This window comes from Acinetobacter sp. GG2 (assembly GCF_000292385.1).
GTDB lineage: Bacteria > Pseudomonadota > Gammaproteobacteria > Pseudomonadales > Moraxellaceae > Acinetobacter > Acinetobacter seifertii.
The window spans coordinates 16,923-29,297 of the sequence record NZ_ALOW01000040.1 but is presented as its reverse complement, the minus strand read 5'-3'; the positions used below and the strand labels follow the sequence as shown (position 1 = coordinate 29,297).

Here is a 12,375-nt window from a genome sequence, read left to right as displayed (position 1 = left end):
AAAGCCTACAATAACAACCATAGATGAATCGCAAATGGCCCAATCAGCACCATTAAAATACCAGCAATGACCATAGTTAAACTGGCAATTACACCTTCTTCGCTATTGCGTTGCTGTGCTCTGACTGTACCAAAACCGTGGGCTGCATTGCCAAAGGCTGCCCCATTTGCCACATTAGAACGGATTTTAGTAATCGCTAAAATCGCATCGCCACAAATCATACCGACCAAACCAGTAATAACGGTAAATAGTGAAACCAATGCTGCCGAACCGTGAATATCTTCCGCTAAAATCATAGCAAATGGAGTTGAAATAGAACGTGCCATTAAACTGTTGGTCACTTCTGGGCTAAAATGGAACCACTGTGCCATCTCATAGGCTGACATCACCCCTACACTCATCCCCACAATAATCGCAATTGAAAGGACCCCAAGGTTTTTACGAATCGTTTCCCGATAACGATAAATCGGTACAGCGAAAGCAACCGTTGCTGGTCCTAATAAATTAACAATCCACTGCGTATCTTCAGCATAAGTTTGATATGAAATTCCAAAAATCGTCATCAAAATAATGGTGAGTACAGGCACGCTAATCGCAGGCGATAACCAAAGTTTTGGATTTTTCTGATAGATTTTCTTTGCCACAACATAGGCGACCAAAGTCCAGATCAGACAAAGAATTGACCAAATATTCATGTCGTTTGCTCTTTAGATATGCTTATGTTGAAGACGTTTTCGGGCCTGTAAATAAGCTTTCAAACGATTGTAATAGTGAATCGTCAGGCACGTACTGAGCATGACCGAAATGGTCCCAACCGCAATGCTCAAGACAATTTGCCATCCTTCGGTCATAAACAAGGTTTTATACTGAACTACGGCAACTACAACGGGCACAAAAAACAGTAACAGCTCACCTAAAACAACGGTTGCTCCCATTGCTACCTGATCCATTTTGATAATTTTAAAGAACAGGCATAAAAGCAATAAAAACATACCTAAAATGCCTGCTGAGACAGGTACGCCAAGTTTTTGATGTAAGAGATATCCGACCCACCAAAATCCAGCCAAAATCAAAATTTGTTTAACTAACACGAATAGTGAAGGTTGTGTGGGTGTGCCAGAAGCAGATTCAGTACTCATTTTGCGAAATTAAATGGTTAACTACACTATTATGCTATCTTGGTTGAAGCTGCTAAATATGAATTATTCATGTTAATATTATTCCAAAATTGAATAATTTATTCTTTATTATGCTTTCTCTAAAATCACTACAGTGCTTCGTTACGCTGGTCAAAACTAAAAGTTTTACCCGTACTGCTGAAGAGTTGTATCTGACTCAACCCACTATTAGTAAAATATTACAGCAGCTTGAAGAACAGCTTCAGGTACAGCTTTTGGTTAAACCTGATCATGGCCGTAAAAGACAAATTGAATTAACTGAAATTGGAGAGCGGATTTATCAACATGCGATCGAGCTTGTTCAGGCAGAACAAAACATCTTTCTTGAAATTGAAAATTATCAACAATTAAAAACAGGAACTTTAAAACTTGGCGTTCCGCCTTTAGGCTCGCAGCTCTTAACGACTGCCCTGTTTGATTATCATCAGCAATTGCCAGATATTGAATTGGCTTTTATGGAGGTTGGTTCACGCGGTATTGAACAAGCCTTGCTTAACAATGAGTTAGACGTTGGTGTTTTATTGCAGCCTTTTGATGAGCAAATTTTCAATAGCATTGAGCTATGTAACTACCCTTTAATGGTTCTTTTACGTCGGGATGCCACTTGGGCAACACGCAAAAAAATAAATCTAGAAGAGCTACAACACCAATCATTTTTAATGTTTCCAGAAAATTTCTCTTTAAACAGTATTATTCTCGATGCCTGTAAGCAGCATGGTTTCTACCCAACGATTGCTTGCCGTACCAGCCAATGGCACCTTTTGGCAGATATGGTGTTACAACGCATGGGAATTGCTCTCTTACCACAATATTATACTGACATGCTTGACCCTAGTTTATTTGCAGCAGTACCGCTTGAAAAACCAAATATTCAATGGCACTTAGTGATGGCTTGGAAAAAGAATCTTCCTGTCTCACCAGCGGTACAGGCATGGCTTAGTATTGTTCGTCAGCATTTTCAGCACATTAAGCCCTAACGTTGAACACTGAAATGGCTTAATTCAAAAACCGATAAAGCTTTTCCACAAAAAAGCTACCCAATCTTGGATCAGCTCACTTAGACTAGATCCGATTGTTTTATGACATGGACAATAACAATGAATAATGAACATTTTAAGCTATACACAGATTCACAATTTCTAAGCCCCTATGCGTTTACAGTTTTTGTAGGGCTACATGAAAAACAAATTCCATTTGAAATAGCGACCATCAACTTAGGGCAGCAAGGCCAGTTTGAAAAATCTTATGTAGCAAAGTCATTAACTGCCAAAGTGCCTGTACTTGAGCATAACGATTTTGCCTTATCAGAATCTTCTGCCATTTTGGAATATTTAGAAGAGCTTTATCCAAACACATCTATTTATCCAAAAGATATTCAAGCACGTGCAAGAGCAAGACAAATTCAGGCATGGCTCCGATCAGACTTAGTTGCATTAAGAACTGAACGACCAACCGATGTTATTTTTATTCAGCCCAAGTCCACTCCACTTTCAGAAGAAGGCAAAAAAGCTGCGGAGAAACTTTTCTTTGTTGCAGAAAAACTTCTGGCGCCACATGCTGAATATCTTTTTGGTTCATGGAGCATTGTGGATGCTGAACTTGCCCTGATGTTGCAACGCCTTATTCAAAATGGTGATGCTGTACCAGAACGTATAAAAAACTATGCATTACAGCAATGGCAACGTCCGACCGTACAAAAATGGCTTGCCTTGCGACATAAATAAATCCTTATATTTACACCAAACACGAGATAAAAAATGAGCGATTCAAACTATATTCCTCCACAAGTTTGGCAATGGACTGGAGAGAAAACCGATTTAAACCAACCTACCTCAGGTGCGCGTTACGAGCATACACTTCCAGTAGGGAAACATCCGCTCCAGCTCTATTCTTTAGCAACGCCTAATGGTCAAAAAGTCACTATTTTGCTAGAAGAGCTTTTAGCATTAGGACATCAAGATGCTGAATATGATGCATGGCTGATTAAAATTGGTGAAGGTCAGCAATTTGGCAGTGGCTTTGTAGAAATTAATCCCAACTCTAAAATTCCAGCATTGGTTGACCATAGCCAAAACCCGCCATTAAGAGTATTTGAATCTGGCTCAATTTTGCTTTACTTGGCTGAAAAGTTTAAAGCTTTCATTCCAACTGATATTGCTGCACGTACTGAATGCCTTAATTGGTTATTCTGGCAAATGGGCAGCGCACCTTACCTAGGTGGCGGTTTTGGACATTTTTATGCTTATGCACCCGTTAAAGTTGAATATGCAATTAACCGCTTTGCCTTGGAAACAAAGCGCTTACTTGATGTGTTAGATCAACATCTAGCAAAGCATGAATATTTAGCTGGATCTGAATATAGCATCGCCGATATTGCAGCATTCCCTTGGTATGGTGGTCTTGTTAAAAACTGGGTGTATAACGGCGCAGAGTTTTTAGGTGTCGATCAATATAAAAATGTTCAGCGCTGGGCAAATGCGATTTTAGCTCGCCCTGCAGTTCAACGTGGCCGTATGGTCAACCGTACTTTTGGTGATTTAGCTACGCAGTTGCATGAACGCCATGATGCGAGTGATTTTGAGACCAAGACTCAAGATAAATTGCAGAATCAGTCTTAAAAATATCATTCAGTTTTTGACTCACCCGCAAGATATTTCATTTTTGCGGGTATTCAAAGTTAGCAAAATAACTCGTATATAACTCACTCAGCCAAGCGACAAAAACTCGTACGCGTGGCGAGAGCTGCCGATGCTGCGGATATAAAGCAGAAACTGACATCTTCGGGATTTGCCAGTGTAGTTACCATGCTAGCTGGCCCAGATGGACGTTGGGTAAATTCACAAGTCATTCGAGTAAATGGTGGATTTGCTTAATTTTTAAATCGTGTGGATTATTTTTAATTCATACGGTTTTCTTAACTATTAAAATGATTATTCCATCAATTTTAATTAAAAAACTATATAAGCTTAATTAATACTTTTTTATAAGAATATCCCCCATTCTTATTTATCAAAATAATATATATAAATAGATATTCCTTATTTTTGCTTATATTTAAAACCGCGTAAATTGAACAATAACAATCTGAATCGAAGATAAGGATATATTCAATGAATGCTAAATTAAATACAGAAGCCCCTCAAAGCTTTATCTCAAATGGTTCAAATACATCTTTTTCTGCCCAAGAAATTCTTTCTCAAGCACAGCAATACGCACAAGACCATGAACTTAATTTTAGTGGCAGTTTATCTTCGACTGATGCATGGCAACTCTTACAACAAGGAGAAGCTGTTTTAGTTGATGTACGCACCAACGAAGAGCGTAAATTTGTAGGGTATGTCCCTGAAAGTGTTCATATCGCTTGGGCAACAGGCACATCGTTTAACCGTAATCCACGCTTTTTAAAAGAACTTGAATCAAAAGTTGGTAAAGACAAAACCATTCTTTTGTTATGTCGTAGTGGCAACCGCTCAGCACAGGCAGCCGAGGCCGCATTTAATGCTGGTTTTGAGCACATTTATAACGTTCTTGAAGGCTTCGAAGGCGATCTAAATGATCAGCAACAGCGTAATCAGAAAAATGGCTGGCGCATCCACCAACTTCCTTGGCAACAAGATTAATACTTCAATCAATTTTCAGTGAATCAAGGAAAGCTTGTGACTCAATGGAACATTAATGCGGTTGTACAAGGTTTACAACAAGTAAGGCATGACTGGCGTCAGCAGCAACACAGAACCAAAGAATTTGGGGGCCGTGAACTTCCATCTAAAGAAGCTTTAAAGGCTATTTTAGATGACCTATGTGGGATTTTATTTCCAATGCGTTTAGGCCCTGCCGACTTACGCCAAGAAACTGAAGATTCTTATATTGCCTATACTTTAAATCGGGTGCTAACCGCCTTACATGCGCAAGTACAACTGGCTTTAAATTATGAAGCGAAACGTCATTTGAGTCATTCGAACACCGTCCAACAACCCGAGAAACTTGCTCAAAATATTGTGCAGGATTTTGCCAATACACTGCCCTCTATACGACGTCTTTTGGACGGCGATGTGCGTGCCGCTTATGAAGGCGATCCGGCGGCGCATAGTGTAGATGAGGTATTGCTTTGCTATCCAGGCATATTTGCGATTATTCATCATCGAATTGCGCATCAGCTCTATGCCCAAGTGCCTTTATTGTCTCGCATTATTTCTGAGTTGGCGCATTCTGCAACAGGTATTGATATTCATCCGGGAGCGCAGATCGGTAAAGGCTTTTTCATCGATCATGGTACGGGTGTAGTGATTGGAGAAACCAGTGTTATTGGGGAGCGTGTTCGTATTTATCAGGCCGTGACCCTTGGGGCAAAACGATTTGAAACCAATGATGATGGTGGTTTGAAAAAAGACTATACACGCCATCCAATTGTTGAAGATGACGTGGTGATCTATGCAGGCGCCACTATTTTAGGTCGTATTACCATTGGTCGAGGTTCCATTATTGGGGGAAATGTCTGGCTTACGCATAGTGTGGCTGCAGGTAGCCAGATTTTACAGTCACCGAATGAGTCTTATCAAAAAAATCATATTGCCGGTTAAAAACTATAAATGTGAAATAAATAGATAAGGAGATGAATAAACAAAACTTATGTATTAATTAAATGCTTATTTCTAGTTTAAATATATTTTTATTTAAAAAATAGATAACTCATTAATAAGCCCTCAATTTAAAAAATATACAACGCTATTTTAATTTTAAAACCAGAACTAATTCTAGTTTATATACATCCTAGAATTTTTATTTTCAAAAAGCCAATGTAATAAGGAAAAATGATTCATGGCGAAAAATACTGACAAAGCCCAACTTGCACTTGGGGACCATGCGGCCCGTCAACTGGCCAATGCAACCAAGACAGCTCCCCAGCTTTCTACAATTACTCCCCGCTGGCTGACTCACTTACTTCAGTGGATTCCTGTTGAAGCAGGTATTTATCGCCTAAACCGTGTCAATAATACCGATGATATTCAGGTGGCTTGTACACAACGTGATGAAGCAACTTTACCTCAGACTTTTGTTGATTATGACCCTGAGCCACGCGAATACTTTTTAAATGGTGTATCTACTGTTTTAGATGTGCATACGCGTGTTGCTGATCTTTACAGCAGCCCACACGACCAAATTAAAGAACAGCTTCGCTTAACCATTGAAACCATTAAAGAACGTCAAGAAAGTGAGCTTATCAATAACCCTGAATACGGTTTACTGGCAAGTGTGACAGATGACCAACGTATTTCGACTTTAAATGGCCCACCTACTCCAGATGATCTTGATGACTTATTACGTAAAGTCTGGAAAGAACCGGGGTTTTTCTTAGCGCATCCTGATGCGATTGCAGCATTTGGCCGTGAATGTACACGCCGTGGTGTACCGCCTCCAACGGTTAGTCTGTTTGGTTCACAGTTCATTACATGGCGCGGAATTCCACTTATTCCATCAAATAAAATCCCTGTAGAAGATGGCAAAACTAAAATATTGTTGCTTCGTGTTGGTGAAAAACGTCAAGGGATTGTTGGTTTGTTCCAACCGGGTCTTGCGGGTGAACAGTCACCGGGGCTTTCAGTACGCTTTATGGGAATCAACCGTAACGCGATTGCGTCGTATCTAATCTCGTTATATTGCTCACTTGCAGTATTAACAGACGATGCTTTGGCAGTGTTAGATGATGTGGAGGTGGACAAATATCATGACTACCCAGTTAACTACAAGTAATCTGCAAGGTAGTCCAACGGGGCCTGAAGTGACTGGTGTTAACCCACCAGCCAACTTCCCTGATGAGTCCACCATTGCTCGACTTGCTAATGAGTTTTTTTCAGCATTACCAAGCTCAAGCAGTTCAGCTTCTCCATCGGGCCTTAACTTGGACTTACCTGTCGGAGCACCACCTCACCCACCGCAACCGGGTGAACCATTTTCTGCACTCAGTGGTCGTGCGCCCAATATCGCGTTCCAGAAAAGTCTCAATCCAGAATTTCCTGAGCATATTCCAAATTTGCCAGACTACCCTGAACGTCGAATTGTAGCGTCTGCGCCTGTGGTTGGTGGAGCTAATTTGCCACGCCCACCATTTGAGCCACATTTGCCACAAGCTGCTCATAGTGAACCCAATGTGCCACGCATTGAACCAAATTTACCCACTGGTGCAGGTGAATCACCTTATTATTTTTTAAATGATTTTTCTGCTCCCAATACAGCAGAACCGTCTGTTAAAGGTGTTGAAGATAATTATTCGGTTGCACAGTCTTTTCAATTGCCACATGGTGACCAGCTGAAATCATTGCTGACGGAAGATCGTTTTGCAACAAACACGCTTCCCCAAAGTTCGACAAGCTCTGGATTTTATTTTTTAGACTTGCCTCAAAGTGGACAAAGTTATAGTCACTATCAACCGTCGCAACCCACTTTTGTAGCAAGTAGTGCTCAACCACTCGATGTACATGCCATACGTCGCGATTTTCCAATTTTACAGGAACGCGTCAATGGCCGTCCATTAGTCTGGTTTGATAACGCCGCAACTACACAAAAACCGCAACGTGTGATTGATCGGATTGCTTATTTTTATCAGCATGAAAACTCAAATATTCACCGTGCTGCACATGAGTTAGCAGCTCGTGCAACCGATGCCTATGAACATGCGCGAAATGTGGTTGCTCGATTTATTGGTGCACCCTCTTCCAAAGAGATTATCTTTGTACGAGGCACCACCGAAGGGATTAACCTGATTGCAAAAACATGGGGTGAGCAAAATATTGGTGAAGGCGATGAAATCATCGTTTCTCACTTAGAACACCATGCCAATATTGTGCCTTGGTATCAACTCACTAAAAAAACTGGAGCAAAATTACGAGTCATTCCTGTTGATGACACGGGCCAGATTATTTTAGAAGAGTTACCGAAACTGATTAATGAACGTACTAAACTGTTGTCGATTACTCAAGTTTCGAATGCTTTAGGTACAGTCACACCTGTTGCTGAAGTCATTAAAATTGCGCATGCTAAAGGTGTCCGTGTTTTAGTTGATGGCGCGCAATCTGTTTCGCACATCCCTACTAATGTACAAGCTCTCGATGCAGACTTTTTTGTGTTTTCTGGACATAAAGTGTTTGGTCCAACGGGCATTGGCGCGGTCTATGCAAAACCAGAGTTGCTAGAAAGCATGCCTGTTTGGGAAGGTGGCGGTAATATGATTCAGGATGTTACCTTCGAACAAGTAGTTTACCAACCTGCCCCAAACAAGTTTGAAGCTGGAACTGGAAACATTGCCGATGCTGTTGGTTTAGGTGCTGCACTTGAATATGTCGAAAGTCTAGGTATTCATAACATTGCTCGCTATGAACATGATCTACTCGAATATGGTCAAAATGCGCTGAGTAGTGTGTCAGGTTTACGTTTGATCGGAACGGCACATCACAAAGCCAGTGTTATGTCCTTTACCTTACAAGGCTATTCAACTGAACAAGTCGGTAAAGCTTTAAATCAACATGGTATTGCCGTACGTTCAGGTCACCACTGTGCACAGCCAATTTTACGCCGTTTTGGTGTAGAACAAACCGTGCGTCCGTCTTTGGCTTTTTATAATACGACTGAAGAAATTGATTTATTGGTGTCGGTGTTACATCAACTGACGCATAATAGACGTAGCAATTAAATCTATTTCTAGACTAAAAAAGACTGCTTTTGAGCGGTCTTTTTTTATAATTAATTTGCCATCATTAAAATTCAATTTTTCAATGAGGAAACTATTAAAACTCAAATAGTCCTAGGACTACATTTACTCGAGCAAAAGTCGTCTGCAACCTGCGTAGCATCAAAAAGATTCTGTTTCTGTGAAATACTAGTTAAATGAAATAAGTCGACAGGTTTTGCAGATGACAATGCTTTTGCTCTTACGAAGCTTTAGACGCTTCTCAGAGCGAAACCAAAGTAAGTCCAGCCGAAGGCGACTGAAGAAATTAAAACTTTAAGCGATAATACTCTGTCGTGCTATGCAATAGTTCGAAGATGACTTTAGGTTGAGCTAAAAATTATTAGTGGTTATCACAGCGGAGTCTTGTTATTTGAAATTCGATTTCTAGGTTAACCTTCGGCTCGAGCTAAGAGTCATCTACAGCCTGCCCATAATTTATAAAAATAATGTTTTCGTAACATTTTATGATAGATGAAAACAGTGAACAGGTTCTGTAGATGACAAAGTTTTTTGGTTACTTTTTCCAAAAAAAGTAACAGAATTAGCTACGTTCTTCTGATGTATAAACGGTAAGACTCCGTCGCGACAGTCCATCCACTTATAAATAAAACCAACTTAATTAAACAAACCCCAAATCAATCTCAATGCAATCCCAATTAATAAAACTCCCATTACCCGCTCAAAGTAAACCCCAAATTCCAGAAACCGTTTACGTACAATAGGCTGAGCAAACAGCACACTCACCACCATAAACCAGATGGCATTAACCATACACATCCAAACCCCATAAAAAACCTGAACTTTCATTGGTGTGGTTGTACTTACAATTGTCGTAAAAATTGCCAGAAAAAAGATAGTGGCTTTGGGGTTTAACGCATTGGTAAGAAAACCCATTGTAAAAGCTTTAAATAAACTCGGTGTATCACTGTCTGCTTGGCCATTAATCTCAATATTGGTATTCGGCTGGCTACGTAAACACTGCCACCCTAAATACACTAAGTAAGCTGCCCCTGCTGTTCTGATAAGTGACATCAGCCATTCACTTTGTTGAATCAAAAAGCCAATACCAACAAGTGTATAAAACACATGGACTGAAATCCCGACACCAATACCAATTGCAGTTAGACATCCAATCAAATAGCCATAACGTACACTTTGTCTTACCGTAATCACAAAATCTGGTCCCGGTAAAATCACCGCCATAAAATGAATAAGCGCTAGTGTTAAAAACTCATGTCCATACAACTGCCACATAACAATTTAGTTTCCTGAAAATCACCTAAAAGATTGTATTGCGATTTTTTAGACGCGATAATCCAATCAAAATCCAAATAACTTTTGCCTCATGAGCACAAATCAAAGTCTGGTTCTGTTAAATGAAATGGCGACTTTCGTTAAGGTTGTCGAGTCGGAAAGTTTTTCTGAAACTGCCCGCCAGCTTGGTACAACCCCTTCTGCTGTCAGCCGCGCGATTGCTCGATTAGAACGTGCTTTAGGCACCCGCTTACTCTATCGGACCACACGGAAACTTCGTTTAAGTGAAAGCGGACAACAGGTTTATCAACGTTGTTTAGATATGGTGAATGCTGCACAAGCAGTCATGGAAAGTTCAGGTCAATTTCATGTCGAACCCGAAGGTGTTATTCGCATGAGTGTTCCGAAAGCTGTGGGACATTTTATGATTCACCCACATTTACCCGATTTTTTAGAACGCTACCCGAAAATTGATATTCAAATGCTTTTAGAAGATCGTTATGTAGATCTCATTGATGATGGAGTCGATTTAGCGCTTCGGATTACAGAGCAACCACCCGGTGGGCTGATGGGTCGAAAGCTGATTGATATTGATCACTTGGTTTGTGCTACACCTGAATATTTGGTAAAGCATGGCACACCGAACCACCCTCATGATTTAAAGCAGCATGAATGTATTTACTTGGGCGAACAAGCCAGTGACTCAAAATGGAAATTTCAGCAAGGAAATAAATCGATCAGTGTGGCTGTGCGTGGTCGTTATGCAGCAAACCATACGGGTGTGCGTTTGAGTGCCGCATTACAACATTTAGGTATTGCGAGCTTGCCATACTTCGTTGCACGCCATGCTCTACAACAAGGTACCTTAGTTCAGGTTTTACCAGATTGGTATTTTAAAACCTATTACAGTGGTGGGCTGTGGTTACTTTACCCACCGACACGACATGTTCCGCCTAAATTGAGTGTGTTGATTCAATATTTGGCAGATAAACTAGCAGCAGAGCCGACTTTATTTAAGTTAAAGTAATATAAAGTGAAGGAATTAGCACGATGGAATCTTAACTTTTAACTTCTAAAGCAATCAGCTAATTCTGTTACTTTTTTTAAAAAATGAGTGACAACGTCACGCAAGAGAAACTTTCTCATCTACAGAACCTGACCACTGTTTCCATCTATAACAAATATTGCAAAAACATTATCTTTATAAATTATGGACAGGCTGTAGATGACCCTTGCTCGAGCAAATACTATTTAGAAGGTTCTTAATCTTTAGAAGTTATGAGTATGACTATTCAACCAATAGATCTTTTGGATTAATGGTATCGCCATAGACTGGTTTTAAGGTTTTTTCATAAGCCTGATGAATCACGCCTTCCTTAGCCAGTTTCTCTAAATCTTGGTTCAACCAGTCTAATAACTCTTTATCCCCCTTCTTCACTGCTGGTGCAATTAAGTCCTGCTCACCTAAATTGGTAATGCCAACAGTATAATTTGGATTTTCTTTAGCCCAAGCTAGAACCAGCAAGTTATCATGTGCTAGCGCAGCACCACGACCATCTTTTAAAGCATCAAAAGTTTCAGTGTTTTGCTCATACTTTTGTAATTTAATTTCAGGATGAGTCTTGGTGAAGAATGAATCAGCCGTTGTACCTTTGTTTACCAATAAAGTTTTATCTTTAAGTTGAGCCACATCGGTAATCGGATGACTTTTTGGAGAAACCACGCCTAGTGCCACTTTTAAATAAGGTTTAGCAAAATCGACCACTTCTTTGCGTTCTGGTGTAACGGTAAAGTTGGCAAAAATAATATCCACTTTATTGGCTTTCAAATATTCGACACGGTTAGCCGCTTCAGTTAAAACAAACTCCACTTTGTTTTCATCACCCAGCAAATCTTTAGCGACATGCTTGGCAATTTCTACATCAAAGCCCTGATTTTTACCTTGAGCATCTAAATATCCAAACGGCGGTTTATCACTAAATACGCCAATTCGTACCACGCCATTCTTTTTAATCTGTTCAATACTCGACACAGTTTGTGTGGTATCTGCCGTTTTTTCAGTAGACTGAGTTCCTTTGTCACATGCAACTAAACCTAAACTCAGTAAAGACGCAGCTAAAATATGCTTCACGTTTTGAAATGTTAATGTTGTCATTATTTCACCCTATCGTTCTTGTAAAAGTCTTATTTAAAAAGACAGCGCCTACTTTCAGACAC

Annotated in this window: 12 protein-coding genes and 4 pseudogenes; 10 read left to right on the top strand and 6 right to left on the bottom strand. The window is 40.1% G+C overall.

What is annotated here, in order from left to right; all coding sequences use genetic code 11:
* Positions 1 to 5 precede the first annotated feature (5 nt).
* Positions 6 to 695, bottom strand: coding sequence for an LrgB family protein (locus tag B554_RS0116200; RefSeq protein ID WP_005304352.1), 690 nt, complete (start codon positions 693 to 695; stop codon positions 6 to 8).
* Between the two features lie 12 nt (positions 696 to 707).
* Positions 708 to 1,139, bottom strand: a complete 432-nt coding sequence (locus tag B554_RS0116195) for a CidA/LrgA family protein (protein ID WP_019458873.1) — start codon at positions 1,137 to 1,139, stop codon at positions 708 to 710.
* 110 nt (positions 1,140 to 1,249) lie between these two features.
* Here B554_RS0116195 and B554_RS0116190 point away from each other — a divergent pair, with 110 nt between their 5' ends.
* The 3 genes from B554_RS0116190 (at position 1,250) to yghU (ending at position 3,796) form a co-directional block, all read left to right on the top strand.
* The gene (locus B554_RS0116190; RefSeq protein WP_019458872.1) at positions 1,250 to 2,155 is read left to right on the top strand and encodes a LysR family transcriptional regulator; all 906 of its coding nucleotides are present in this window, start codon (positions 1,250 to 1,252) and stop codon (positions 2,153 to 2,155) included.
* Between the two features lie 120 nt (positions 2,156 to 2,275).
* The gene (yfcF, locus tag B554_RS0116185; protein ID WP_019458871.1) at positions 2,276 to 2,902 is read left to right on the top strand and encodes a glutathione transferase; all 627 of its coding nucleotides are present in this window, start codon (positions 2,276 to 2,278) and stop codon (positions 2,900 to 2,902) included.
* A gap of 33 nt (positions 2,903 to 2,935) precedes the next feature.
* Complete coding sequence (gene yghU / locus B554_RS0116180) at positions 2,936 to 3,796, top strand: glutathione-dependent disulfide-bond oxidoreductase (protein WP_019458870.1); 861 nt, start codon at positions 2,936 to 2,938, stop codon at positions 3,794 to 3,796.
* A gap of 37 nt (positions 3,797 to 3,833) precedes the next feature.
* Here yghU and B554_RS18800 read toward each other — a convergent pair.
* Positions 3,834 to 3,971, bottom strand: a pseudogene (locus B554_RS18800) (LysR family transcriptional regulator); the annotation flags it as partial.
* Positions 3,972 to 3,973: 2 nt separating this feature from the next.
* Here B554_RS18800 and B554_RS18920 point away from each other — a divergent pair.
* From B554_RS18920 to B554_RS0116160, 5 genes and pseudogenes are all read left to right on the top strand, one after another.
* A pseudogene (locus B554_RS18920) lies at positions 3,974 to 4,051 on the top strand (3-ketoacyl-ACP reductase); the annotation flags it as partial.
* A 237-nt stretch (positions 4,052 to 4,288) separates the two neighbouring features.
* Positions 4,289 to 4,798, top strand: a complete 510-nt coding sequence (locus B554_RS0116175; protein WP_019458869.1) for a rhodanese-like domain-containing protein — start codon at positions 4,289 to 4,291, stop codon at positions 4,796 to 4,798.
* Positions 4,799 to 4,816: 18 nt separating this feature from the next.
* The gene (gene epsC / locus B554_RS0116170) at positions 4,817 to 5,758 is read left to right on the top strand and encodes a serine O-acetyltransferase EpsC (RefSeq protein WP_081400432.1); all 942 of its coding nucleotides are present in this window, start codon (positions 4,817 to 4,819) and stop codon (positions 5,756 to 5,758) included.
* Between the two features lie 238 nt (positions 5,759 to 5,996).
* Complete coding sequence (locus B554_RS0116165) at positions 5,997 to 6,929, top strand: family 2A encapsulin nanocompartment shell protein (RefSeq protein ID WP_001107594.1); 933 nt, start codon at positions 5,997 to 5,999, stop codon at positions 6,927 to 6,929.
* Complete coding sequence (locus tag B554_RS0116160; protein WP_019458867.1) at positions 6,904 to 8,865, top strand: family 2A encapsulin nanocompartment cargo protein cysteine desulfurase; 1,962 nt, start codon at positions 6,904 to 6,906, stop codon at positions 8,863 to 8,865. Before B554_RS0116165 ends, B554_RS0116160 begins: the two co-directional genes overlap by 26 nt.
* 445 nt (positions 8,866 to 9,310) lie before the next feature.
* On the opposite strand, the pseudogene B554_RS19195 reads toward B554_RS0116160, so the two are convergent.
* Positions 9,311 to 9,431: pseudogene (locus B554_RS19195) on the bottom strand (hypothetical protein).
* An 88-nt stretch (positions 9,432 to 9,519) separates the two neighbouring features.
* Positions 9,520 to 10,158 (bottom strand): LysE family translocator, encoded by a 639-nt coding sequence (locus tag B554_RS0116155; RefSeq protein ID WP_004709347.1) that lies wholly within the window; start codon positions 10,156 to 10,158, stop codon positions 9,520 to 9,522.
* A 91-nt stretch (positions 10,159 to 10,249) separates the two neighbouring features.
* On the opposite strand from B554_RS0116155, the gene B554_RS0116150 reads away from it, so the two are divergent.
* Positions 10,250 to 11,185 (top strand): LysR family transcriptional regulator, encoded by a 936-nt coding sequence (locus B554_RS0116150; protein ID WP_019458866.1) that lies wholly within the window; start codon positions 10,250 to 10,252, stop codon positions 11,183 to 11,185.
* An 83-nt stretch (positions 11,186 to 11,268) separates the two neighbouring features.
* A pseudogene (locus B554_RS18915) lies at positions 11,269 to 11,388 on the top strand (hypothetical protein); the annotation flags it as partial.
* A 58-nt stretch (positions 11,389 to 11,446) separates the two neighbouring features.
* Here B554_RS18915 and B554_RS0116145 read toward each other — a convergent pair.
* Complete coding sequence (locus B554_RS0116145) at positions 11,447 to 12,313, bottom strand: cysteine ABC transporter substrate-binding protein (protein ID WP_000209985.1); 867 nt, start codon at positions 12,311 to 12,313, stop codon at positions 11,447 to 11,449.
* Between the last annotated feature and the right edge of the window lie 62 nt (positions 12,314 to 12,375).